The following is a 23488-nucleotide window of genomic DNA, read 5'->3' as shown; positions in this document are numbered from 1 at the left end:
TACTGCGCGCATCTGTTCGATTGCAGGGTGCAGGCTATGATCCCTCGAACGCTGACACTCCAGAACTTCATGTGCTACCGCGAAGGGTTGCCGCCGCTGGTGCTCGACGGCATCTCGATTGCGTGTCTGGCGGGTGACAATGGCGCCGGCAAATCGGCGCTGCTCGATGCGATCACCTGGGCATTATGGGGTGAAGCGCGTCTGAAGAGCGACGATGATCTGGTAGCGCTTGGCGCCACCGAGATGATGGTGGACCTGGAGTTCACCCTCGATGGGCAGGATTATCGGGTGATCCGCCGCCGTATCCGCGGCAAGCGCGGCGGTCAGAGCCAGCTCGACTTCCAGGTGCGCGATGAGAACGGCTGGCGCTCGCTGACCCCAGGTGGCATTCGTGAAACGCAGCAGTTGATCATCCGCACGCTGCGCATGGATTATGAGGTCTTCGCCAATTCGGCGTATCTCCGCCAGGGACACGCCGATGAGTTCACCCGCAAAGAACCGGCGAAACGGAAGCAGGTGCTGGCGGATATTCTTGGTTTGAGCGTGTATGAGGACCTGGAAAGTCGGGCGAAGGAGCGCGCGCGCGCCATCGAAGGGCAGATCCGCGGTCTCGAAGGTCAGATCGGCGAATTGCGCCGCCAGGCGGAACGACGCGACGTGCTCGTGGGGTTCGTGCGCGACGCTGAACAGCGTGTCGCAGATGCGCGGCAGCGCATCACAGAAGCGGAACAGGCGTTCCAAGCGGCGGTTGCCAAAGTGCAGGAACTCGAAACAGTGCGCACTATCCGCGATAACCGTCAGGAGCAGATTCATCAGCGCCGCGCCGAAAGGGATGCGCAGAAGCAGTGGCTGGATCGGCAGATGGACATCCGGGAACGCGCTGAGGGCTGGATTGCGCGCCGTGCCGAGATTGAGGAAGGCATTCGCGCGCTGCGCGCTGCCGAAGCAGAGCGTGATCGCCTCGCCGCGCTGCGCGATGAGTATGATCGGCTTCAGCAGCGTCGCGCGACCCTCGTGCAGGCGCTTGCCGAAGCCGAACACGCTCTCCGTGCCGATCTGCGCGTTGCTGAGACGCAGGTGCAGACGATGCGCGAACGTGCTGCTCGCCGCCCGAAACTGGTGGCGGAACGGGAGCGCCTGGCGGCACAGTTGACGGATCAGACGCCGATGATAGAGGCGTTGTCGGCTGCGCGCACCCGCCGTACTGACCTGACCGACCGCCTCCGTCGCGTCAATGAGCTGCTGCGCCGCCGCACGGAGCTGGAAGGGGATATCAAACTGAAACACGACTCGCTGGTCGCCACGCGCGAGGAGCAGAAGCGAATTCTGCGCACGCTGGCAGATCAACTGAAACACGAAACGCGCTGGCGCGCCGAACTTGCCGAAGCGCTCGCGGAACGCACCCGGATCAACGAAGAAAAAGACTGCCTTGAAATACTCCGCAACGATGAGCGCGTCCTTGCCGAGCAGGTTGGCGGCATCCGCGCTGAATGCGAGACGGTTCGACGACAGGGTGAGCAGATCAACGAAAAACTACGCTTGCTTGGTCCTGATGTGACGGTGTGCCCGCTCTGCAAGAGCGAACTCGGTCACGACGGCATTGTCCACATCCAGGCGGAATACGAGCGTGAGCGTCAGGCGCTGCGCCAGTGGTATGCCGCTGCCAAACGCGATGCCGATCAGCTCGAAGCGCAGCTCAAACGCCTGCGCAACGACATTCGTGCTGCCGAGAACCGTATTGCTGCGCTTCCCGATCTTCAGGGGCGCATTGCGCGTCTGGAAAGCGACCTTGCCAGATGCGACACACTTCGCCAGCAACAGATCGAGGCGCAGCGCCTGCATGATGATGTGGCGATGCGCCTGATGAAGAACGATTATGAGTTGGCGGCGCGCGAAGAGTTGAAGCGCATCGATGCCGAGATGACGGCGCTTGGCGCCATCGAGACGCTCGAACGTGAAATCGGCGCGCTTGATCGCCAGGTTGCCGCCCTCGAGAATCGCAGCCGCGAACAGGCGACGCTTCAGGCGCAGGTCGATGCGCTGCACCGTGAAATCCGGCAGATCGACGACGACGACCCGGCGTTGCACGAACAGGAGCAGATTGTCGCGGAATTGAGCAGACGCCTGGCGCAGAACGATTTTGCGCACGACGAGCGCGCAGCGCTTGCCACGCTCGACGAGCAGATTGCGGCGTTGGGGTATAGCCGCGAACGGTATGATCAGGCGAAGGCTGAGGCACAGGCGTTGACTCGTTGGGAGGAAGACCTGACGCGCCTGCAACACGCTGAAGAGTGGATTGCCGAGAACGACGATGACATCGCGCGCGCGGCGGAGCGCCTCCGGCAACTTGACGCGCAGATCGCCTCCGACGAAGCCGAGGTGCAACGCCTCGATGAACGCCTGCGCGACCTGGCGCCCGCCGCGCGCGCGCGCGACGCCGCCAGAGCCAGGCTCGACGACCTCCACCGCGAATTGCTGGCGTTCCAGAAGGACCTTGGCGAACACGAGGCGAACCTGCGCCGCGCTGAGGAAGCTGCGCGCGGCCTCGCTGATGCCGAAGCGCTCCGCCTGGCGCTTCTCGAACGGAAAAGTCTGTTCGATGAATTGACCCTGGCGTTTGGCAAAAAGGGCGTTCAGGCGATGCTGATTGAAACCGCTCTTCCCGAACTGGAGCGTGAAGCCAATCGCCTCCTCGACCGGATGACCGATAATCAGTTGCATCTGACGTTCGAGACGCAGCGCGATACGAAGAAGGGCGATGTCGTCGAAACGCTGGAGATCAAAATCGCTGATGCGCTCGGTACGCGCGTCTACGACGCCTATAGCGGTGGTGAAGCGTTCCGTCTCGACTTCGCCATCCGGATCGCGCTCTCGAAACTGCTGGCGCGCCGCGCTGGCGCGCGCCTCGAGACCCTGATCATCGATGAAGGGTTCGGCTCGCAGGACGCGCGCGGACGCGAACGCCTGGTTGAGGCGATCATCTCGGTTCAGCACGACTTTCGCCGTGTGCTGGTGATCACGCACATTCAGGAATTGAAGGATATGTTTCCTGTGCAGATCGAAATTGTCAAAACGCCGCACGGCAGCGTCTGGAGTCTCGCGTGACCGTCACCGTTCAGGAGGAGGTCGATGAATCCCGCCGACGTTTCCGACCTTTTGCCGGATTTCGTCTTTGTGCCGTCACAACCATTCATTATGGGGACGCCAGAACACGAACTTGGCGCGCTGGCGAAAGTCTTTGGCGGCACACGTGAATCGTACCGCGAAGAGGCGCCACAGCATACGCTGACCCTGAAGCCGTTCGCCATCGCGCGCGTACCGGTGACCAATGCGCTGTACGCTGCGTATGTCGCCGACGCCGAAGCCCGTCCACCGCTCGTCTGGCGTGGCGCAGCGCCTCCCGACAACCTGCGCGATTACCCGGTGGTCGATGTGAGTTGGAAGGAAGCGCAGCAGTTTTGTCGCTGGCTGAGCGAAACGACTGCGACGCCATATCGGTTGCCGACGGAGGCTGAATGGGAGTATGCCGCCCGTGGCAGCGACGGACGGCGTTTTCCCTGGGGCGATGGCTGGGACCCGGCGCGCGCCAATACGCGCGATGGCGGAAACAGCGGCATAATGCCGGTTGGGATGAAGCCCTCCGGCGCAAGCCCGTTCGGTTGTCTCGATATGGCAGGCAATATCTGGGAATGGACGGTATCGCTCGATGCGGCGTATCCCTATCGACCCGACGATGGGCGCGAAGATCTCGACGCCCCTGGCAGGCGTATCCTGCGCGGCGGTTCGTTTGCCAACCCGCGCAGTTTTGCCCGCTGTGCCTGTCGCCTTCGCCTCGATCCAACCGTTTGTAACGAGTTTCTTGGTTTCCGACTGGCATTTAGTGTGATGTGATATGAAACGCTCGACCATCAACGCCATTCTGCGCGCCGCCGATACGTTCATCCGCGAACGCGGGTTCTGTCTGCCGCCATTTGCGTATTGGACGCCGGACGAGTGGCGTGCGCGCGGACCCGAATGTGCCGAGATCGTCGATAACCGTCTCGGTTGGGATGTCACCGATTTTGGAACCGGCGACTTTGTGCGCACGGGACTGACCCTGTTTACCCTCCGCAATGGCAACCCCCGCGATCCTGCGAAGAAACCGTATGCCGAAAAGATTCTGATCGTCGAAGATGGACAGGTGACCCCGCTCCATTTCCACTGGCGCAAAACCGAAGACATCATCAATCGTAGTGGCGCTACGCTCGTTGTTCAACTTTACGCTTCCACCCCCGATGAACAGATCGATGCATCGCAGTCTATCGACATTTCCCTCGATGGCGTTCGTCGCACCGTCGCTGCGGGCAGTGTTGTGCGGCTTCGACCCGGTGAGAGTATCACGCTCCCGCCACGACTATACCACGCCTTCTGGGGCGAAGGAGGGCGCGTGCTGGTTGGCGAGGTGTCGTCGCTCAACGACGATGCTGCCGATAATCGCTTTCTGCAACCGATCGGACGGTTTCCGCACATCGATGAGGACGAGCCGCCACTCTATCTGCTCTGCACCGATTATGAGCGCTTCTATGTGGTGTCTTGAGGTGGGTGCAGGGGAACTTCGACCATCCCTCATAAGCGTGGTGCGGCACGCAGTGTGGTGCGAGATAACGCGGTCGGGGAAACCTTGACCATCCCTCATAAGCGTGTTACAGTAGAACGATACCTGTGACAGTGCGTCATACACGATGGCAATCGTCATATTGCATCCCGGTAAAGAACGACCTGTGGTTCAACGGCACCCATGGGTGTTTTCTGGAGCGATTGCGCGCATTCAGGGTCGGTTCCCCGATCGCGGCGAGGTGGTCGATGTGCAGGCGGCCAGCGGCGAGTGGCTGGCGCGCGGTTGCTGGAGTGACGGATCGCAGATCCGCGTTCGCCTGTTCACGTGGAATCCGGATGAGCCGATTGATGACGCACTGATCCGGCGCCGTATCGAGCGCGCCATTGACGGTCGTCGCAGACTGGGCATGCTCACCGACGATGGGGCGTGTCGCCTGGTCTATGCCGAATCCGACGGTATTCCCGGCCTGATCGTCGATTACTACGCCGGGTTTTTGGTGGTGCAACTGCTGACTCAGGCGATGGCGCTGCGCCGTGCGGCGATCACGCGCGTGCTGGCGGAGACGCTTGTGCCGCGCGGCATCTACGAGCGGAGCGAATCTGACGTTCGTGAGAAGGAAGGGTTGCCGCCAGCGTCGGGCGTACTGTGGGGCGAAACGCCGCCCGATTGTGTGCATGTGCGGTTGCCCGGCGATCTCTGGCACGCGGTCGATCTCCGCACCGGTCAAAAAACCGGCGCTTACCTCGACCAAGCGTTCAATCGGTGGCGGGTCGCCATGCATTGCACCGGCGCAGAGATGCTGGACTGCTTCTGCTACGCTGGCGGCTTTACCATTGCGGCAGCGCGTGCTGGCGCTCGTCACGCAATTGCTCTCGATACCAGCGAGTCCGCGCTTGAGATGCTCCGCGCTGGGCTTGCCCTCAACGCCATTGCTACCCCGGTCGAAACGGTTGCGGCGGATGTGTTTCAGATGTTACGGCGTTACCGCGATGAACAACGCCGCTTTGACGTCGTTGTGCTCGACCCGCCCAAATTTGCCCATACGCAGGCGCAGGTCGAACGGGCAACCCGTGGGTATAAGGACATCAATGTGCTGGCAATGCAGTTGCTGCGCCCCTGCGGGATTCTGGCGACGTTCTCCTGCTCCGGTCTGGTGTCGAGCGATCTGTTTCAGAAGATTGTCTTTGGTGCTGCGCTCGATGCGCGCCGTGAAGCGCAGATCATCGAGCGGTTAACGCAAAGCCCCGATCATCCGGTGTTGCTGACATTTCCCGAAGGAGCATATCTGAAAGGTCTGATCTGTCGTGTCTGGTAGATCGCCATGAGTTACAATATTATCGAAGATGGTCATATTTCGAGTCCGGCAGGATTTCGTGCCACCGGCGTTTCCTGCGGATTGAAGGAGATTCGCGCACGCGATCTGGCAATCGTCTACTCACAATTGCCCTGCCGTGTCGGGGCGCTCTTTACGACGAACCTGATCGTGGCTGCGCCGATTTTCTTCAATCAGGCGATCCTGGCGCGGAACCGCGATGCCATCCGCGCTGTCGTCATCAATGCCGGGCATGCCAACGCCGGTACCGGTCAACCGGGACTTGCGACCGTCGTGGAGTGCGCCAAGATTGCAGCCGATGAACTCGAAATACCGCGCGATAGCGTGTTGATGCTTTCAACCGGGCAGATCGGCGTTGCACCGCCGCTCGACCGTATGCGAGAAGGAATCCGGCGTGCAGCGTCTGAACTGGACAGTAATGGCGGGCGCCGCGCAGCGCTTGCGATCCTGACGAGCGATACGCGCCCAAAAGAACGCGCCTTCCGCGTGTCGCTGCGCGAAGGGCGAACGGTCACGTTGGCCGGTATGGCGAAAGGAACGCGCATGGTCAGCCCGCACCTTGCCACGCTGCTCTGCGTGATCACCACCGACGCGCCGATTGAGTCGCGCTTGTTGATGCGTGCGCTCGACCAGAGTGTCAATCGTTCGTTCGGAAGGTTGCACATCGACGGCGATATGAGCCCAAACGATGCGGTGCTGGTGCTGGCAAACGGCGCGGCTGGAGGCCCGCCGATTATTGATGGATCGCGCGAACTCGGCGTCTGGCAACAGGCGCTCGATGCGCTGTGCCACGATCTGGCGCAGCAGGTGTTGCGTGATGCAGCGTCGGGTGGGAAGCATATCCTCATTACGGTGCGTGGCGCATCCAACGATGCCGCCGCCTCGCAGGTGGCGCGCGCGGTTGCTCGGTCGACAGCCGTGCGCCATATGTGCGCGCGCAATCTACCCGATTGGGGCGGGATGCTCGTCGCCGTCGGCGCAAGCGGCGTGGACCTGCGCCCCGATATGCTTGAACTGCGCATCGGCGCCGTCACGGTGATGGATGATGGAGCGCCGGTGCGTTTCGATCCGACGGCGCTGGTGCAGGCGCTATCCGGTCCGGAAGTCGAGTTGGCGATCGACCTGCATACCGGCGCCGGTACGGCAACCGTATGGACGTGTACGACCGGTATGGAGCCATAACCTATGAAATTGCCGCTGTTCCCCTTACATACGGTGCTGTTTCCCGGCGCACCGATTTCGCTCCATATCTTTGAGGAACGGTACCGCCTGATGATTGGCCAGTGCCTGGCGCAGCAGCAACCGTTCGGGGTCGTGCTGCTCCGCTCTGGCAGCGAGGTCAGCCCCGACGACCCCTTCATTCGTAGTCTGCGTCGTCAGTTGAATGTGGAGGAGGACGACATCGTGCGTGAGGCGGTCGTTCCCTTTGAGATCGGCACGATTGCGCGCATCACCGAAAGCCAGCAGTTCGATGATGGGCGTTACCTGCTGATTGCCCAGGGGCAACGTCGCTTCCGTGTGCAATACATCATTCAGCACCAACCGTATCTCGTCGCCTCGGTGTCGCAACTGGCAGAAGACACGTCAACCCTTTCGGGCGCAGAAATCACCAGACTGCGCCAGACCTATGAACAGTACTGGCAGACCATGACGCGTGTCACCGGAAGAGAGTACGATTATGAGGAGTTGCCGGTCGATGCCGTTGAACTCTCCTACTGGCTGGCGCATCGCTTCCGTGTGGACAATCAGCGGAAACAGCGCTGGCTGGAGAGCGATGTCGCCACGCGCCTGCGTGAAGTGACCGGGATGCTTAATGTGGAGATCGCTCTGCTCCCGCGCACTGCTCGCCGACGCGCTGGCGATGCATGGCCCTGGTCGTGGAACTAACCCGATCGCATTCGAGCAATGATTGTTGCAGCCTGCATGGTCACCCTGCGTCTGCCCGGCATTCGCTCGTTGAAGGAGAAGCGAAGCATTGTGAAATCGTTGCTGGGCAGAATGCGCAACCGCTTTAATGTGTCGGTCACCGAGGTCGATGCGCACGACAATCATGGGCGCGCCGTCATCGGCATCGCCTGCGTGTCGGGATCGGGCGATTATGTCGAAGGGCAGATCCAGGCGGTGTTGCGCTGGATCGAAGAAGAACGCCCCGACCTCGAAATTCTTGCTGCCGACATTGAACTCTTGTGAGTGCCGGTATGGACGACGTGCTGCCCTACCCATTCCTGGCGATTGTCGGTCAGGCGGAGTTGAAAACGGCGCTTGTGCTGGCGTTGATCAATCCGCAGGTGGGAGGTGTGCTGCTGATCGGTCCTTACGGCGTTGGCAAAACGACTGCGGTGCGCGGGCTGCTCGATGTGATGCCGCTGGTCGATATCGAAGAAACCGACGAAGCGGGCGCCCCGGTCAAACGCCGTCGCCCTATGCGCATCATCGAACTGCCGCTCAACGCGCGCATGGAAGATGTGGTGGGCGGCATTAATGAGCGCGTGGCGCTCGAACAGCAGCGGGTCATGTTGGAAGAAGGCGTCCTGGCGCGCGCGCATCGCAACGTGCTGTACATCGATGAGGTCAATCTGCTCGATGCGCGGGTCGTCGATGCTATTCTCGACGCGGCGGCGCAGGGGCGCACCTTTGTGCGGCGTGGACCGATGACGCGGCTCTATCCATCGCAATTCGTGCTGATCGGTTCGATGAATCCACAAGAGGGGGCGCTCCGCCCGCAGATTCTTGATCGGTTCGGGTTGCGGGTATGGGTGGCGCCATTAATGGATCGCAATCAGCGACTGGAGATTTACCGGCGCGCACGTCGCTTCCGCGAACATCCGGAAGCATTTCGCGCCGAGTATGCCGATGAAACCGGCAAACTGAAACAGGAAATCGCGGCGGCGCGCGAGATCCTGCCCCAGGTGACGATCGACCCGGCCGCCGAGCGGTTTGCCATCGACTGCATCCAGCGGCTTGCCATTCCTTCGCATCGCGCAGAGATTGCGTTGTTCGAAGCGGCGCGGGCGCGCGCTGCTGCTGATTTTCGCCTGACGGCCACAATCGACGATATTCGGCACGTGGCCATCCTTGCGCTTCGGCAACGACGCAGCGTGCAGATCGATGAATATGCCGCTGCCCTTGCGCTCGAAGATGCCGCCATCGAACGCGTGATCGCCCGTGATGGCGCTGCACCGTCGCGGCGGCGCTCACGCAAAAAAACCTCGTCCGCTCACGAAGGGGGCGTTACCCTGCCCATGCCAGCGGAGGCAGCCGGTCAGGATCGCTCATCAGATACGTGAGCATGGGGTCGGGAACATCGTGGAGACGCCAGATCAAGCGCTGCGCGACCTGATGATCGAAGGCGATCTGCGTATTTCGTAGCACATCGTCCGGGTCGAACAGCCCGCGCCCTTCGGCGTCGAAACTGTTGGCGACGTAGAGCATCACGTCCTGGCGCAAGCGCGGCGTGAGCGCCATGCCTGCGCGCCTGAGCGCCACAGCCAGTGGCTCAGAGCATCCCATCCGATTCCACTGCGTGGAACCAATGATCTGGAACAGATGCTCACGGGCTGCGGCAGCATCACGCCGACCGGCGCGCAACCACAAACGTTGCAAGCCAACCGGCGCCGGCGTCGGCGGATGCCAGAATACCTGGGTGGACCTCCTGGCGCGGAAGGCAATGACCCCAGCGCGCCGCAGCACGTCGGCGCTCAGCACTCCAACGCCTTCGGCAGTATTGACGGTCGCCGTAATCGAGACGTTTGCCGGTACAATCGGGCGCTCATCCTCAGAAACGCCGGGGAGACGCAGGCGTGTGCGACCTTCTTCATCAACGCTCAGCAGTGTCGTAAAATAGTAATTCACCTCTGCCGGATGCATGCCATCGAAGCATACCACGAACACTTTGCCGGCGCTGCCCGGATCGGCGGCTTCCTGCAACAGTTCGAGGAAGCGGAGTGAGGTGAAATGATCGAACAGGGAACGAAACGAACGCTGATCACCCGTTGCTCCGAGCCAGGACGAATCACCGTTGATCAACGCATACTGCGGACTTCCGTGACCAAGGAGCGTCTCGGCGAACAACGTCGCCAACTCGGTCTTACCGGCGCCCTCAATGCCGGTCAGCACAACAAACGGATTGGTTTTCAGCGACACATAGTAGGCGACAATCAGGGTGCGAGAAAACGGCAACCCGGCAGTGTGCGCCAGCGCTGCCATGCGCTGGATCAACTCCTGCTCACCCCATGAGGCGTCCCAGTTGTCGCGGTTGCTCAGGCGCAGCAACGGCGGTCGCAGACCATACTGGAATGCCTTCCGCTGGCCCTCACCGGCCATGCCCACGGCGCCATCGCCGACGGGACTCGGGAAGTGCAGCATACAGCACCTTCAATTCTCTTCAATGTGCAGGGCGTCCATACCGGATTTCGGAAGAATCTCCCACATTGAGCTCGCGAAAATCGCCCAGAACCACTGCGTGATCACCAATCAGACTCGATTGCAGTGTAGCGGAGACGATCTGCGCATCGCGATTGATGATCGAATCGCGAATGATCGAGTCTTTGACAATCGCCCCCGCCGCTATCGACACATACGGACCGATGATCGAGTTGATCACGCGCGCCGTATCGTCGATATAGACAGGCGGAATAATGATCGAACCATCCAATCGAGAAGCATCGACATGATCCCGACCGTGATCGAGCAGATACCGATTCGTTTGCAATACCGTCTCTGGTTTCCCGCAGTCTTCCCAGACATCGACCGTCGGCGCAGTGAAACGGGCGCCATTCTCGACCATCAATTGCAGGGCATCAGTCAGGAAGTACTCGCCTTTCGTTTGAATATTGCGCAGCATGAGCACTTCGATTGCGCGCATCAACCACTGAATGTCGCGGATGTAATACAGCCCGATCATCGCCAGTTTCGACTCATCGGTCACCGGTTTTTCCACGAGCCGGGTGATGAATCCATCTTTGGTAAACGCCACGCCGAACCGCCGCGGATCGTCCACCTCCTTGCAGAAAATGGCGCCATCGATATCCTGTTCGGTCAGACAACTCAGGTCTGCCTCGAAAATCGTATCCACGAACAGGATGAGCGTGGGACCATCGACAACTTCACGCGCCAGATAGACGGCATGCGCCTGACCTTTCAGTTCCGTTTGTTCGATGAAGCGCGCCGGGATTTTATAATTTGATGTGACATAATCGGCAATTTGATTGCCCAGATAGCCGGTGATGAAGATCATCTCGTCGATTGGAAATCGGGTCAGCGTATCGAGAATATGACCGAGGACCGGCTTTCCGGCAACCGACACCAGCGGCTTGGGTTTACTGTACGTATGTGGGCGCAGGCGCGTCCCAAGCCCGGCAGTAGGGATAATGACTTTCATAGATATCCTCTGGCGCTTTTCAATCAGTTGTATCGCTGCGCGAGGCGCAGCCGCAACTTCCGCCGCAACACGCACCGCCTGAACGAGGCGATGCAGCGTCGATCTTGAGCGCAATGATGGAGATCTTGCGCTGCACCCGACGGCTGCCGCATGCCGGGCAGTCGATAATCTCGTCGGCGCGATGGATGGGGCGGAGCGCATCGAACTCGCGCGCGCAGTCACTGCACTGATACTCGTAAAGCGGCATAGGACCTGTTGCGTTCGAGCGGAAACCATGCCTGTCGATTATAGCACGAATGGAGAACCACGGCGAGAGGGAATGTCAGGGAGGGGCGGTCCCCGGTGTCGTTCCGCTGATCGCGCTCAACACCGAACATGCTATCGGCAGTCTTTTGTGCGGGGAGCGCAATCAATCGATGGCAGGCTTGTGCGCGGGGAATGATGCGTTTATCACGGGCTGCCGAAAGGAAGAGCGAAAGGAAGAAGAGGAATCATGCCCCAGGAAACCCAAAAGCAACGTATTGAACTGATCCGGCTCGTCAAGAAATGGGAAGTGACGACTCTTCGGCATCACCACGACTTGCGCCGGCGGCACATGATGGAACAGATCCGCCTGATTGGGATTGACGATCTCATCGCGTCCGCCGTGGACGATCAATGCCGGAACCGCCAACCGCCCAATCTCTGGGCGCAGATCGGTGTGCAGCATCGAAGCGATGGAGCGCTGAAGCGTAACGGCGGACGATTTCAGGCTATCGTCCAGGATTTCTTGAACCGCCGGATCGCTCGTTTCCCCCAGGAAATGGCGGAAGAGGAAACGGCGCAGCCAGGGTGCGTTTGCAAATGTATTGGCAATGGGTCGGTAATACATCAACTTGAGAAACCATGAGAGCGAGTCGCCGACGATTGGCGCTCCTACCGTCACAACTTTGGCAATGCGCGTGGGAGCATCGAGCGCTGTTTTGAGCGCCACCATGCCGCCCATCGAATGCCCAACCAGCATGACTTTATCGATTCCCAATGCATCGAGAAAGCGGATGACCTGACGACTATAATTGCCAATGCTCTCCGTCGTGCTTTTGCGGCGCGACTCGCCAAACCCCCAAAAATCGAACGAATACGCGCGGTATTGCTTTTCGACCTGTTCAATCGTCGGATACCAGTAGCGCCAGCTCCCCATCCAGCCGTGCAGAAAGAGGACGGGACGTCCGCGCCCAAACACTTCGTAATGCACCGTCTGGTTGTCGATGACAATCATGCTCATAGGTCTATCGTACCATCTTCTCAACGGTTGATCATCAGGAATCTAGTCCTGATATCTGGAATTATGCGCCACGCATGGTGATGGTATCGGTCAAGCGGGTACGCGCCAGGGTCAAGTGCTGTTCGCGCTCGCTCAACGACCGACGCAATCGGTTCTGAAGCGTGGCAATATCTTCCGAAATGGCGCGCAAATGTTGCATCTCTCGCTCGAGATCGTCGAGCAACTGACTGGCTTGCAAGGCTGCCATAGCGTTGGCGCGGTCGCGCGACAGCGCCCCCAGGCGATCCTGGATCGCTGCCAGCAACCCCATCAGATTTGCCCAGGCCTCGTTGTCCTGACGATCACGCGCCTGCAAGCCGTGCTGTCGCCCGTCGAGCCAGGATTGGATCTGGCGCTGAAGGTCGCTCAGACGCTCTTCTAGTTGGTCGATTGTGGATACCAGATCGGGTGAAGTTCGGGAAACGCTCCCATTCTGCGCCAGCGCTTCGAGCCGCCCTTGGAGCGTCGAGAGCGATGCGCCGAGTTGTGCCTGACGCATAGCAACGGCTTCCTGTTCGTTGAGCAGGTCGAGCAGCATTTCACGCAGTTGAGCGGTCTCATTGGCGACCCGCGCCGATTGCTGATGGAGGAGATGCGGCACAAACCAGAGCAGCAGCGCAAGCAGTGCCAGCACCATGATTCCAAGCGCCACAAAGAGAACCGACATAGTGCATACCCCCTATTCACTCCTGCTGTTCATTATACGAGTATGCCATTACCAGGGTCAACGGCTTCTGGCTGCGCAGGATGACATGTGGATTACACCGGCTTTGACAACTTGTGCCCCGACTTCTATAATGCCATCTGCCACATGGTTTCCTGAAGAGCAGCATGTGCGAACACACAGAATAAGGGATTCAGATGAGATATCGTATGCAGCGCGTTGCGTGGCTGGTGGTGATCGTCGCTGCGAGTGCGGCGCTGGCTGCCTGCGCCGAGTCATCGCTCTATGTGCCCGATCTTCTGGATCGCCCTCAGCAGTTCAATGGAAAAGACGTTACTGTATCGGGCGCCTATCTGGAACGCGATGGACGCCAGGTGCTGGCGCTGGGTATCAGCACGCTCGATAACGGACTGGATGCACAACCGCTCGGCGATCCGATCTGGCTCGAAGGATTCCCGCGCGAGGTGACGACTGAGTTGCACCGCCCCGGTGATGCGGTGTACGGTTTTGTGCGTGTGCAGGGGCGGTTTGAAACCGGCGGTCCATTTGGCGCCGAGAATGCATATCGTCATCGTATCATTGTGACGTCTGCCGAGCCGATTGAACGGGTGCGGCGTCAGGAGTATCGGATTGAGAACCGTCCTCTCGGTGACGGCAAGGTCAGCCTGTTCGACCTCGTCGCCGATCCGGCGCGCTACAATGGTCAAACGGTTACGACGCAGGGGTACTACTTCTGGAACTCACTGATCTATGTGCTGGCGGAAGGGGTTTCGACCGAAGAAGATGGGAGCAGTCCGCAACCGATCGGCAAGATGATCTGGATGGAAGGATTTCCTCCCAGCGTCTCTGGTGAACTGAATGTCGGACCAAACACCAGTTTCGTCTGGGGGCGTGTCGAGGTCACCGGTCTCTTCCAGGGCGGAGGGAATTTCGGTAAAGACGGCGCTTATCCGGCGCAGTTGCTGCTCGACCCCAATAACCCGGCGAATGCGCGCCCGCTCGACCCGAAACGATAAGACGATATGAGACGGTGGTGTACTACTTCGTCGAGCGAATGACCGAGGATGATATCGAGCAGGTGCAGGTGATCGAGCGCGCCAGTTTCAGCACGCTCTGGTCAGCCAGCACCTATCGTCATGAGTTGCGGTCGCCGGCGACGAGTCGGTACATTGTTGCGCGCGCTTCCTCGACGCCGCCGCCGCCGCGAACGGAGCGTTCCGCGCCTCGACGCGGTTTGCTCGCAAGTTTGCTCCCGATGCTTTCAGTGCGGCAAACGTCTGTGCGCGACTTTCCGATTGTTGGCTATGGCGGTGTCTGGTTGAGCGTCGATGAAGGGCATATTACTACCATTGCCGTGGCGCCTGCCTATCGCGGGCGCGGGCTTGGGGAATTGTTGCTCAACGGGTTGATCGATCAGGCGCTCGACCTGAATGCCGATGTGCTGACGCTGGAGGTGCGCGTCAGCAACATTGTTGCGCAACAACTGTACCTGAAGTATGGCTTTCGTCCGGCGGGAACGCGCCCTCGCTATTATACCGATAATGGCGAGGACGCGCTGATTATGTGGACGGATCCGATCCGTAGCCAGGCATACCAGGAGCGACTACAGCAGCTCCGTGAGCAATTGTTTGCCCGATTGCGCGAGGAGGCGAATGAACCAGGTCCGTTGCGCAACAATCTGCGCCTCGGAACGGAGTAATACCAATGACGATTGACGATGCCGCATACTTGTCATTCCGAGCCCTTCGCTTCGCTCAGGGTAAACGCAGCGAGGAATCTGAGCAGATCGCGCAAGAACCCGCGCGCTGCTCGGGGTGACCATGCCGGAGGTTCACAGGTCATTGGTATAACACCCCTGGTTACACTTCCATCACGACCGGCAACACCATTGGACGGCGGCGGGTCTGTCCGTAGAGATAATCGCTAACCACATCTTTGATTTTACGATTGACGAAAGCGCTGTCGATTTCCGTCTTGCCTCCGCCATTGCGCCGGGACAATGCATCCCGCACAATGTTCTTGGTTGACTCGATCAGATCATCCGACTGCCGCATATAGACGAACCCGCGTGAGACAACATCCGGTCCCGCCACCAGTTCGCCGGTTGTTCGGTCGATGCTGACGACCACCATCAGAATTCCATCGCGCGCCAGGAGTTGGCGGTCGCGCACGACCACCTGCCCAACGTCACCAACCGTTGTTCCGTCCACATAGACGTACCCGACCGGAACTTTACCGGTCGTCCGGGCATAGTTGCGGCTGAACTCCATCACTACGCCATTTTCGGGAATAATGACATTCGAATTGGAGAACAACCCGCCCATACCGAGCGCGAGCTTTCGGTAGAGCATCATATGGCGATAATCGCCATGAAACGGCACAACAAATTCGGGTCGCAGAATGGCCAGCACCATTTTAAGTTCTTCCTGTGCAGCGTGACCCGAGACGTGCACGGCAAGCCCCGATGGATTGTCGCTATAGATAACTTCCGCCCCCAGGCGAAACAGATTGTTAATCACCCGATTGACCGACACCTCATTGCCGGGAATGGGAGTTGCCGACACCACAACCGTATCGCCCTCTTTGATCTTGACGTGTGGATAGTCACGGTTTGCCATGCGCGCCAGCGCCGACATCGGCTCGCCCTGGCTGCCGGTGCAGATGACCGCCACCTGGTCATCGGTCAGACCGGCCGCCTCTTGCGGACGGATCAGCGTTCCTTGTTGTGCGCGGAGATAGCCCAACTCGAGCGCAATGCGCGTGGTGTTCTCCATGCTCCGTCCGGCGACGATGACTTTGCGCCCATACGCTTCCGCCGAGTCGATGACCTGTTGCACGCGCGACACGTTCGACGCAAACGTTGCTACAATAATGCGACCGGGTGCGGTTGCGAAGATTGAGTCGAACGCTTCGCCGACGACCTGCTCACTTGGCGTATACCCTTTCGACTCAACGCGCACGCAGTCGGTAATCAGCAACAACGGCGACCGCCGCCCCAACTCCGACAGTTTGACCAGATCGGTCGGGCGTCCATCGACCGGCGTGTGATCGAATTTCCAGTCGGTCAGGTAAATAACCAGTCCGACCGGCGTATCGATGGCCAGTCCGACTGTATCGGGAATCGAATGGGCCACACTGAATGGCTCGATGGTGAATGAACCGATCGTAAACGGTTCGCCCGCCTGCATTTTCATCAGCCTGACCCGGTCGAGCAGACGATGCTCTTTGAGTTTCCCCGTCAGCATGCCCAGGGTCAGCGTTGTGCCATAGATCGGAGGGAAATCGAGTTCGGGTACAAGATACGGTATAGCGCCAATGTGGTCTTCGTGGCCGTGGGTCAGCACAATGGCTTTGATCTTGTCCTTCTGGTCACGCAAATAGGTGATATCCGGCAGCACCAGATCAACGCCGAGCATATCGGCTTCCGGGAACATCACCCCACAATCGAGCACCAGAATCTCGTCATTTTGTTCCAACACCCACATATTGCGGCCCACTTCACCGGCGCCGCCCAGAGGAATTGCGCGTAATCTGTTTTTGGCCATAGACACATATGAGGCGATAACTCTGTCGTTGTTCTCGCCTCGCTCCTTTCCTTTCCGACTGCTTTACAAACAGCCTTACGACAATCGACTAGTATTACCCAGACTGAAGCCTTCAGCCTGTCATGCCCATGATAATGCTGGCTGCGCATCGTTCAAGCCAGCGCGCATGCGAATTTCGTGCAACAGATCATCGCGGTCTTCAAGACCGCCATAGATAATGAACCGCCGGGCGCCGCACGCCTGCCGATGCAGCCAGCGCACCAGCGGATTGCGGATCTGGCTCGATAGATCGTCACTCAATGCCACTTCATCAAAAGGCTCGTCTGCATCATCATCGCGGCGGTGAACGCCAATGACACTGTTCCAGGGGCAGGTCAGCGCAACGCCAAACGATGTGAAGCGCAACCCGGCGTCTGTCGGCGTATACTGGGCGCCCAACTCCTCGAGGATACTCCACGCGGCCAGTGGCGTCGCCACCAGCAACACCACCATGAGCAGTGCGGGGATGATCTGCCCGGGAGACAGCCCGCGATCCAGATTTTCGCGCAGCGCCGGAACGAAGCCGGTAGAGGGATCGCTCCCGGTCGCAATCGAGATGCGTAGGGTCCAAAGGGCGAACACCCAAATGATCAATGCGCCAATCAGTAGCACAATAGCGCTGCGTCGTGCAGACGGAGAGAGCCGATAGGTCTTCATAGGCGGTCAGAACAACGACAATTGTTGCACTTCGGGTTCATCCGGCTTATCGGGAACGACAGCGGCAGCCGCCTGAGCGCTCTTTGTCTCCGCCTGCGCAATGAATTCCGGCAATCTGCGAAAATCGTCTTCGATCAATGCCCGATACTGCGGTTGATGGAGTGCCGCAGCAGGATGCATCATCGGAATGATCATCCGACCCTCGATCCAGCGCGGTTGACCGTGGATGCGGGAGATTTTTTCGCCGGGAAACCAGCGCGCCATCGAGAAACGACCGAGGGTGACGATGACCAGCGGGTTCAGCGCTGCAATCTGCCGCTCGAGAAACTGACTACACGCGGCGATTTCATCCGGCAGCGGATCACGGTTATCAGGTGGCCGATGTTTGATGACATTGGCGATGAATACCTCGCTGCGCCGCAAACCGGCAAGCCCCAGCAACTCCTCGAGAAATTGCCCGGCAGCGCCAACAAACGGCCGTCCCTGTCGATCTTCGTGAAAGCCGGGCGCCTCGCCAATGAACATCACTTTTGCGTCTGCCGGTCCTTCGCCTGGAACGGCTCTCATCGCCGATTGATGCAGCCGGCACGCCGTGCATGCGCGCACTTCATCGGCAATTTGCTGAAGCATGTTGGCTGCGCTCAATGCTGCATTCCCCGATATTTATCGTTGTGAACTCTCTCTGCTTATTATACCATCTTCGCCGGGCAATGCAGAGTCGGGCGTTGGTTCTCTTGGTGGTCCGCTCTTGTGATTCGACCCGGCTGCGTGATGCGTCGTCGGAACTGAGGAGGGGTCGAGACCGTTCCAGAGCACGGGAGAAGGTTCTTGCCGGCGTCGATGCCGCCGGTGGCGCGCAGCATGCATTGCATAACGCTTCGATACGATGTATTGGAGTGCAACGAGAAGGAGGCTGGCAACCAGAAAGATTCCGAGAGCGATGCCCCACGATAAATTGGTGAACAGGCGCCGAAGCACAAGGGTTTCGACCGCGATGGCGACCCCGACTACGAAGGCTGTTTTCAGAACGCCGTCCATCCGTGTTGGTTTTTTACCCTCCATAGCAAGAGTTCTGCGCTTCGCTTGCTCAGCGCCTGCCTGCCTCATAGGGGCGGTGTCGGCGTGAGCGGGCGCTCAGGTGCGACGCTCCTCTTCAGGGCGCACTTCACGCCCCTGATCGAGCGTGTAATTTCCTGTATCCAGATGGGTCGGCTTGGCTGCCTGCTGCACGATGATACCTAGTTTCAACGCTACAATGAACCCGGAGACGCCAACCACGGCGAGCACCAGGATCAGGCATAGAACTGTTGCGAGTATTTCGCCCATTGTGTCCCCTCTCAGTGTTTTGAACGATAGATGCCTGAGCAATGATACCATCCCGCTCGTTCTATAACATACGCAGCAGGTGACGCCGTGTTTCAACTTCTGTAAGTAATAATCGCGCGGATGAGCGTCGGGATACGGTCTGTGCCAGAATGCACAACCGGGTCATCTCAAACGATAGTCGTTATCCTGTTGGTGCGCATTGTGAGCGTGGTACACTGTGGGAGAGTTATACCAATGACCTGTGAACATCCGGTCACCCCGAGCAGCGCGAGGGGTCGTGCGCGACCCACTCAGATTCCTCGCTGCGTTTACCCTGAGCGAAGCGAAGGGCTCGGAATGACCAGCATGCGGCATCGTCAATCGTCATTGGTATTATGTCGGGCAGCATGGATTGTCGTGCTGGCGCCCGGCAAAAAGGTGCGACATTGTGATGGTTCGTCGTGTGGAAATCGTTGTGCCGTCGTTGCTGCGCGAGCGACTGGCGCAGGGGCATCCATGGGTCTACCGCGACCATGTTTCTCCCCATGTGCGTCTGCCGTCCGGCGCCTGGGTTATCGTTCGTTGCGGCGCCTGGCGCGGGTATGCGCTGTGGGATGCGGAAGGTCCGATTGCGTTGCGCATCTTCTCGACGCGCACCGTCCCCGACATCGCCTGGCTACGTGAGCGTCTGACTGCTGCGTGGAATCTGCGGGCGCCGCTGCGTGCGGCAGGCATCACGGCGTATCGCTGGGTTTTTGGCGAAGGAGATGGAGTGCCCGGCATTGTCGTGGATCGCTATAACGATATTGCTGTCCTCCAGGCGTCTTCCGCCGGTACGCTGACCCTCATCGAAGACGTGGCGACTGCCATTCTCAAGGTCGATCCGACGGTGCGCCGTGTGGCGCTGCGTATGGCAACGGAGTCGCGTTCAGCAATAGATGAAGGCGACGAAGGCGATGGTGACGCGCGGCTACGATCACTGTACGGTGAGTCGCCGCCGCGCGAGATTGTGGTGGTCGAGCACGGGATCCGTTTTGCCGTTGCGCTTCACACGGCGCAGAAAACCGGGTTGTTCCTCGATCAGCGCGAGAATCGGCGTTTTGTCGAAGGACTCGCTGCCGGGCGCACGGTGCTGAATTGCTTCGCCTATACTGGCGGGTTTTCGCTCTATGCCCTGCGCGGCGGTGCGCGGCAGGTCGTTAGCGTCGATGTTGGCAAGGGTCTGGCATCGGCGACGGCGCGCAATCTGGCGCTTAACCGTCTCGACGATGGACGCCATCGCTTCGAAACTGCCGATTGTTTCGAGTTGCTGGAGCAGTATGCCGCAGCCGGTCAACGCTTCGATCTGGTCATTCTCGACCCTCCCAGTTTTGCGCGGCGCAAAGAGAGCCGATATGCCGCACAGCGCGCGTATGTGCGACTTAATGCGCTGGGCATGCGCTGCGTGAAACCTGGAGGTCTGTTGGCGACTGCGAGTTGCACCACACAGGTGGGACCAGAGGCGTTCCGTGAGGCGCTGGCATCCGCAGGCGCTCTTGCCGAGCGGCGGCTGCGGATTATCCACGAAGCCGGTCAACCGCTCGATCATCCGGTTCCGGCACATTTTCCCGAAGGGCGGTATTTGAAGTTCGTGGTTGGGCGGGTGGAGGAAGCAGTGTAATACCAATGACCGGTGACCATCCGGCATGGTCACCCCGAGCAGAACGAGGGTTCTTGCGCGACCTGCTCAGATTCCTCGCTGAGTTTACCCTGAGCGAAGCGAAGGGCTCGGAATGACACGCATGCGGCATCGTCAATCGTCATTGGTATAAGAGGGAAGGTTACACGTCGCATGTGGGACGGTGGCAGGTTGCACGTGAGAAAGCGATGGATTTGTTCATTCGCTGGTTCACTCTCCCATTGGTTGATGCGCTGGCGTATTCGCGTATTCGTCAGCGTTTCCCTGATCCTCATTGCTGCAATGCTTCTCTATGCGTGCGGTTCAGCAACTCGTGAAGGAGGCGGAATGATAACGTTCACACTCGTGAGTTCGTCGTTTTGCGAAGGCGGCGTCATCCCGCGCGATCATACGTGTGACGGCGCCGACCGCCCGCCGCCGTTGCGCTGGGAAGGCGCGCCGCCAACCGCCAGTTATGTGCTGATTATGGACGATCCAGACGCACCTGTTGGCACGTTTACGCACTGGGTTCTGTACGACATCCCCGGCGACCGCACAGAACTGGCGGAGGGGGAACAGACGGTTGGGTTGGCAGGAAGCAACGATTTCGGCAGGCGCGGCTATGGCGGACCATGCCCGCCGCGTGGCAGGGGCGCACACCGCTACTTCTTCCGTCTCTCGGCGCTCGACATTTCATCGCTGAACCTGCCCCCCGGCGCCGTCCGGCGCGATGTCGAATCTGCCATGCGCGGTCATGTATTGGCGACTGCCACATTGATGGGGCGGTATGAGCGCAGGTGAGATCATCGTTACTGCACCGATCGCAGCGTCACCCGGCGTGTGGCATAAGCGATCAATCCGATGCCGATCAGAATCAGCAGCGCCAGACCGATCAACTTGGCGTAGGGGCTAATGTCGGTGATGCCGAGCAACCCAAAGCCTGCGCTCAGCCCCCAGTAAAGCGCCAGAATCTGGCGTGGCGACATGCCGCCGTCCAGCAGGCGATGATGCAGGTGATCACGTCCGCCACGCATCGGTTGTTTGCCGCTGACCGTGCGTGCCACGATCAGCCATGCGACATCGAGGATCGGCACACCCAGCACCAGGAGCACCGTCGCCAGTTTCGCCCCGCCGATGATCGCGCTGACGCCAAGGATGAAACCGAGAAACTCTGCACCGCTGTCACCCATGAAAATCCGTGCCGGGGGAAGGTTGAAGATCAGAAATCCGGCGCATGTCCCGGCGAGCGCGAGTGGCAGCAGCGCAATCGTTGTTTGCGGCGGGTCGAGCCTGAGTGCATGAAGCGCCAGCATAAACGCCGCGATCAGCGACACGCCAGCCGCCAGACCATCAAGACCGTCCGACCAGTTGATGGTATTGGCCATCCAGCCAAGCCAGAAGACCGTTGCCAGGATTGCCAGCCATGGGCTGACATCCCACAGGCTGACCTGCCCGACGAACGGCGCGTTGAAGGCGGTCAGCAGAATGCCGCGCGCTTCGGTGAGCAACCCCAGTGTGTCGGGGTAGCGCCGCTGGTCCCAGAGGTACGGACCGACTGCAATGAGTGCTGCGCCAATCTGTGCCGCAAACTTGGGGAACCATGGAAGCTCGACCACATCATCGAGCCACATGACCAGAAAAATGAGCGTTCCGCCGGTCAGGAGCAACCCGATGCGCAACACCTCGAACTCCGAGCGGCGCAGCGCCGGGTCGAGTGCGCTAAAGATGAATGTGGCAAGGATCGCTGTTACGAAGCCAACATACATGGCGATGCCGCCCACATTTGCAGTAGGGTGCGGATGGGTGCGGCGACCGCCGGGCTGCTGCATCCATCCGCGTCGTTCGCAGAGGCGAATCACCGGAGGAACCGTCAGCGCGGTCACGATGAAGGCGATCATAAAGGCGCTCAGCAGCGCCACAATGGTCAGCAGTGACATGAAGCCTCACGATTCGGCGCCTTGATACGGCATGTGAAACAGTATTCCCCTCTCCTCCGCGCAGGCAGGCGTCGCGTTCCAGACTCCTTCGCTCTCCGTAGCCCGCAGCCTCAACTGCCGGACGGATGCATATTCGCATTACCCTGTGCCGAACAGCCGGTCGCCGGCATCTCCCAAACCAGGAACAATGTACCCGCGATCATTCAGATGGTCATCAAGCGCCGCCAGATGGATCGGCACATTGGGATGCGCCTCATGCAATGCCCGCACCCCTTCGGGCGCGGCGATCAATCCCAAGAACTTGATCCGGCTCGCGCCCCACTCTTTCAGGATACTCACGGCTGCGACCGCCGAACCGCCGGTGGCGAGCATCGGATCGAGCACCAGGCAGAGGTCCACGTCCACTTCCGGCGGTAGTTTGTTGTAGTATGTGACCGGCTGGAGCGTCGCGTGATCACGGTAGAGACCGAGGTGCCAGACATGCGCAGTAGGAATGAGATCCAGGATAGGATCGACCATTCCCAATCCGGCGCGCAGAATCGGCACCAGACCGATGCGCTCGGCGATCTGATGACCATGGTAAGGCGCGAGCGGCGTATCGATGGCGCGTTCCTGGAGTGGCAGGTCGAGCGTGGCTTCGTACAGCAGGAATTGAGAGAGTTCGCTCACCAGTTCGCGAAACTTCTTCGGCTCCGTCGTCGCACGGCGCAGCAGCGTCAGTTTATGATGGACGAGCGGGTGCTGAGAGATGAATACCTGTTTCATGGCGCCTCCCGTTGCCGTGTTGCCGTTCACGCTTTTCGTGGAATCGCGGGTGTGTTGCCTGTCAGTGATAAGAGGTACGCGGTCGACGCACGGACGAGTTGTGTGCCTTCGGCAGAGCGGTGTTTATCTTCGAATGTTGTCGTGAAGCGGCATTGCCGCCGCACCACACCACCTGGATCGGGAGCGCCACGCTGCCGTAGGCTCTGCGGAGCCACCACTACGCAGGTTCTATCAGTGATGAGTGGCGAGTGACAGGCGTCGAATTGCCTGCGCCCGCTCACACTTCGCTCAGGTGCGCGGGCGTCT

23 protein-coding genes are annotated in these 23488 nt (G+C 59.7%); 12 read left to right on the top strand and 11 right to left on the bottom strand.

The genetic code is table 11. The annotated features are described in order from the left end of the window. The first annotated feature begins 36 nt into the window (after positions 1–36). From RCAS_RS21235 to RCAS_RS21200, 8 genes are all read left to right on the top strand, one after another. A complete protein-coding gene (locus RCAS_RS21235) occupies positions 37–3105 on the top strand; it encodes an AAA family ATPase (RefSeq protein WP_012122546.1) in 3069 nt (1022 codons plus the stop codon). A 24-nt stretch (positions 3106–3129) separates the two neighbouring features. Continuing rightward, positions 3130–3891: a formylglycine-generating enzyme family protein gene (locus RCAS_RS21230; protein ID WP_012122545.1), complete on the top strand. Its 762-nt coding sequence runs from the start codon at positions 3130–3132 to the stop codon at positions 3889–3891. Position 3892: 1 nt separating this feature from the next. After that, positions 3893–4576 (top strand): D-lyxose/D-mannose family sugar isomerase, encoded by a 684-nt coding sequence (locus RCAS_RS21225; RefSeq protein WP_012122544.1) that lies wholly within the window; start codon positions 3893–3895, stop codon positions 4574–4576. A 145-nt stretch (positions 4577–4721) separates the two neighbouring features. Then, positions 4722–5912, top strand: coding sequence for a class I SAM-dependent rRNA methyltransferase (locus RCAS_RS21220; protein ID WP_012122543.1), 1191 nt, complete (start codon positions 4722–4724; stop codon positions 5910–5912). 6 nt (positions 5913–5918) lie between these two features. Then, a complete protein-coding gene (argJ, locus tag RCAS_RS21215; RefSeq protein ID WP_012122542.1) occupies positions 5919–7112 on the top strand; it encodes a bifunctional ornithine acetyltransferase/N-acetylglutamate synthase in 1194 nt (397 codons plus the stop codon). A 3-nt stretch (positions 7113–7115) separates the two neighbouring features. Further along, positions 7116–7817 carry an LON peptidase substrate-binding domain-containing protein gene (locus RCAS_RS21210; RefSeq protein ID WP_012122541.1) on the top strand — a complete coding sequence of 234 codons (702 nt, stop codon included), beginning with the start codon at positions 7116–7118 and terminating at the stop codon, positions 7815–7817. 36 nt (positions 7818–7853) lie between these two features. Continuing rightward, on the top strand, positions 7854–8120 hold the full coding sequence (locus RCAS_RS21205) for a DUF503 domain-containing protein (RefSeq protein WP_232280089.1): 267 nt from the start codon (positions 7854–7856) through the stop codon (positions 8118–8120). 8 nt (positions 8121–8128) lie between these two features. Further along, on the top strand, positions 8129–9217 hold the full coding sequence (locus RCAS_RS21200; protein ID WP_012122539.1) for an ATP-binding protein: 1089 nt from the start codon (positions 8129–8131) through the stop codon (positions 9215–9217). On the opposite strand, the gene RCAS_RS21195 is transcribed toward RCAS_RS21200, so the two are convergent. From RCAS_RS21195 to RCAS_RS21175, 5 genes are all read right to left on the bottom strand, one after another. Further along, on the bottom strand, positions 9162–10295 hold the full coding sequence (locus RCAS_RS21195) for a P-loop NTPase family protein (RefSeq protein ID WP_012122538.1): 1134 nt from the start codon (positions 10293–10295) through the stop codon (positions 9162–9164). The two genes, RCAS_RS21200 and RCAS_RS21195, sit on opposite strands and share 56 nt — an antisense overlap. A 19-nt stretch (positions 10296–10314) precedes the next feature. Next, positions 10315–11310 (bottom strand): sugar phosphate nucleotidyltransferase, encoded by a 996-nt coding sequence (locus RCAS_RS21190; protein WP_012122537.1) that lies wholly within the window; start codon positions 11308–11310, stop codon positions 10315–10317. 19 nt (positions 11311–11329) lie between these two features. Continuing rightward, positions 11330–11557, bottom strand: a complete 228-nt coding sequence (locus tag RCAS_RS21185; RefSeq protein WP_012122536.1) for an FmdB family zinc ribbon protein — start codon at positions 11555–11557, stop codon at positions 11330–11332. Positions 11558–11719: 162 nt separating this feature from the next. Further along, positions 11720–12574, bottom strand: a complete 855-nt coding sequence (locus tag RCAS_RS21180; RefSeq protein WP_012122535.1) for an alpha/beta fold hydrolase — start codon at positions 12572–12574, stop codon at positions 11720–11722. Positions 12575–12635: 61 nt separating this feature from the next. Continuing rightward, entirely contained in the window at positions 12636–13280 is a 645-nt protein-coding gene (locus RCAS_RS21175; protein WP_012122534.1) for a hypothetical protein, read from the bottom strand. A 206-nt stretch (positions 13281–13486) separates the two neighbouring features. On the opposite strand from RCAS_RS21175, the gene RCAS_RS21170 reads away from it, so the two are divergent. Beyond that, the gene (locus tag RCAS_RS21170; protein WP_232280088.1) at positions 13487–14293 is read left to right on the top strand and encodes a hypothetical protein; all 807 of its coding nucleotides are present in this window, start codon (positions 13487–13489) and stop codon (positions 14291–14293) included. 17 nt (positions 14294–14310) lie between these two features. After that, the gene (gene rimI / locus RCAS_RS21165; protein WP_041331223.1) at positions 14311–14976 is read left to right on the top strand and encodes a ribosomal protein S18-alanine N-acetyltransferase; all 666 of its coding nucleotides are present in this window, start codon (positions 14311–14313) and stop codon (positions 14974–14976) included. 160 nt (positions 14977–15136) lie between these two features. Here rimI and RCAS_RS21160 read toward each other — a convergent pair whose 3' ends face one another. From RCAS_RS21160 to RCAS_RS21145, 4 genes are all read right to left on the bottom strand, one after another. After that, positions 15137–16822, bottom strand: coding sequence for a ribonuclease J (locus tag RCAS_RS21160; protein WP_012122531.1), 1686 nt, complete (start codon positions 16820–16822; stop codon positions 15137–15139). 120 nt (positions 16823–16942) lie between these two features. Further along, on the bottom strand, positions 16943–17518 hold the full coding sequence (locus RCAS_RS21155) for a hypothetical protein (protein ID WP_012122530.1): 576 nt from the start codon (positions 17516–17518) through the stop codon (positions 16943–16945). Positions 17519–17524: 6 nt separating this feature from the next. Beyond that, the gene (locus RCAS_RS21150; RefSeq protein WP_157042725.1) at positions 17525–18148 is read right to left on the bottom strand and encodes a uracil-DNA glycosylase; all 624 of its coding nucleotides are present in this window, start codon (positions 18146–18148) and stop codon (positions 17525–17527) included. Between the two features lie 504 nt (positions 18149–18652). Beyond that, positions 18653–18844, bottom strand: a complete 192-nt coding sequence (locus tag RCAS_RS21145; protein WP_012122527.1) for a hypothetical protein — start codon at positions 18842–18844, stop codon at positions 18653–18655. Positions 18845–19274: 430 nt separating this feature from the next. Here RCAS_RS21145 and RCAS_RS21140 point away from each other — a divergent pair, with 430 nt between their 5' ends. Then, positions 19275–20483 (top strand): class I SAM-dependent rRNA methyltransferase, encoded by a 1209-nt coding sequence (locus RCAS_RS21140; RefSeq protein ID WP_012122526.1) that lies wholly within the window; start codon positions 19275–19277, stop codon positions 20481–20483. A gap of 345 nt (positions 20484–20828) precedes the next feature. Beyond that, positions 20829–21281, top strand: coding sequence for a YbhB/YbcL family Raf kinase inhibitor-like protein (locus RCAS_RS21135; protein ID WP_232280087.1), 453 nt, complete (start codon positions 20829–20831; stop codon positions 21279–21281). An 8-nt stretch (positions 21282–21289) separates the two neighbouring features. Here RCAS_RS21135 and RCAS_RS21130 read toward each other — a convergent pair whose 3' ends face one another. Both RCAS_RS21130 and upp read right to left on the bottom strand, forming a co-directional pair. Then, a complete protein-coding gene (locus RCAS_RS21130; RefSeq protein ID WP_012122524.1) occupies positions 21290–22417 on the bottom strand; it encodes a glycosyltransferase family 4 protein in 1128 nt (375 codons plus the stop codon). Between the two features lie 138 nt (positions 22418–22555). Next, on the bottom strand, positions 22556–23182 hold the full coding sequence (upp, locus tag RCAS_RS21125) for a uracil phosphoribosyltransferase (RefSeq protein WP_012122523.1): 627 nt from the start codon (positions 23180–23182) through the stop codon (positions 22556–22558). Between the last annotated feature and the right edge of the window lie 306 nt (positions 23183–23488).

The sequence above is a fragment of the Roseiflexus castenholzii DSM 13941 genome (assembly GCF_000017805.1).
GTDB lineage: Bacteria > Chloroflexota > Chloroflexia > Chloroflexales > Roseiflexaceae > Roseiflexus > Roseiflexus castenholzii.
The sequence above is the reverse complement of the archived record's forward strand: the minus strand, read 5'-3'. Positions and strand labels throughout refer to the sequence as shown.

Excerpts from the sequence above, each read along its gene's own strand:
- RCAS_RS21170 (WP_232280088.1), top strand. The coding sequence starts at position 13,487 with ATGCAGCGCGTTGCGTGGCTGGTGGTGATCGTCGCTGCGAGTGCGGCG.
- RCAS_RS21190 (WP_012122537.1), bottom strand. The coding sequence starts at position 11,310 with ATGAAAGTCATTATCCCTACTGCCGGGCTTGGGACGCGCCTGCGCCCA.
- RCAS_RS21180 (WP_012122535.1), bottom strand. The coding sequence starts at position 12,574 with ATGAGCATGATTGTCATCGACAACCAGACGGTGCATTACGAAGTGTTT.
- RCAS_RS21130 (WP_012122524.1), bottom strand. The coding sequence starts at position 22,417 with ATGTCACTGCTGACCATTGTGGCGCTGCTGAGCGCCTTTATGATCGCC.
- RCAS_RS21205 (WP_232280089.1), top strand. The coding sequence starts at position 7,854 with ATGGTCACCCTGCGTCTGCCCGGCATTCGCTCGTTGAAGGAGAAGCGA.
- RCAS_RS21145 (WP_012122527.1), bottom strand. The coding sequence starts at position 18,844 with ATGGGCGAAATACTCGCAACAGTTCTATGCCTGATCCTGGTGCTCGCC.
- RCAS_RS21175 (WP_012122534.1), bottom strand. The coding sequence starts at position 13,280 with ATGTCGGTTCTCTTTGTGGCGCTTGGAATCATGGTGCTGGCACTGCTT.
- RCAS_RS21230 (WP_012122545.1), top strand. The coding sequence starts at position 3,130 with ATGAATCCCGCCGACGTTTCCGACCTTTTGCCGGATTTCGTCTTTGTG.
- RCAS_RS21225 (WP_012122544.1), top strand. The coding sequence starts at position 3,893 with ATGAAACGCTCGACCATCAACGCCATTCTGCGCGCCGCCGATACGTTC.
- upp (WP_012122523.1), bottom strand. The coding sequence starts at position 23,182 with ATGAAACAGGTATTCATCTCTCAGCACCCGCTCGTCCATCATAAACTG.
- RCAS_RS21150 (WP_157042725.1), bottom strand. The coding sequence starts at position 18,148 with ATGCTTCAGCAAATTGCCGATGAAGTGCGCGCATGCACGGCGTGCCGG.
- argJ (WP_012122542.1), top strand. The coding sequence starts at position 5,919 with ATGAGTTACAATATTATCGAAGATGGTCATATTTCGAGTCCGGCAGGA.
- RCAS_RS21220 (WP_012122543.1), top strand. The coding sequence starts at position 4,722 with ATGGCAATCGTCATATTGCATCCCGGTAAAGAACGACCTGTGGTTCAA.
- RCAS_RS21200 (WP_012122539.1), top strand. The coding sequence starts at position 8,129 with ATGGACGACGTGCTGCCCTACCCATTCCTGGCGATTGTCGGTCAGGCG.
- RCAS_RS21140 (WP_012122526.1), top strand. The coding sequence starts at position 19,275 with ATGGTTCGTCGTGTGGAAATCGTTGTGCCGTCGTTGCTGCGCGAGCGA.
- RCAS_RS21210 (WP_012122541.1), top strand. The coding sequence starts at position 7,116 with ATGAAATTGCCGCTGTTCCCCTTACATACGGTGCTGTTTCCCGGCGCA.
- RCAS_RS21160 (WP_012122531.1), bottom strand. The coding sequence starts at position 16,822 with ATGGCCAAAAACAGATTACGCGCAATTCCTCTGGGCGGCGCCGGTGAA.
- RCAS_RS21185 (WP_012122536.1), bottom strand. The coding sequence starts at position 11,557 with ATGCCGCTTTACGAGTATCAGTGCAGTGACTGCGCGCGCGAGTTCGAT.
- RCAS_RS21235 (WP_012122546.1), top strand. The coding sequence starts at position 37 with ATGATCCCTCGAACGCTGACACTCCAGAACTTCATGTGCTACCGCGAA.
- RCAS_RS21195 (WP_012122538.1), bottom strand. The coding sequence starts at position 10,295 with ATGCTGCACTTCCCGAGTCCCGTCGGCGATGGCGCCGTGGGCATGGCC.
- RCAS_RS21135 (WP_232280087.1), top strand. The coding sequence starts at position 20,829 with ATGATAACGTTCACACTCGTGAGTTCGTCGTTTTGCGAAGGCGGCGTC.
- RCAS_RS21155 (WP_012122530.1), bottom strand. The coding sequence starts at position 17,518 with ATGAAGACCTATCGGCTCTCTCCGTCTGCACGACGCAGCGCTATTGTG.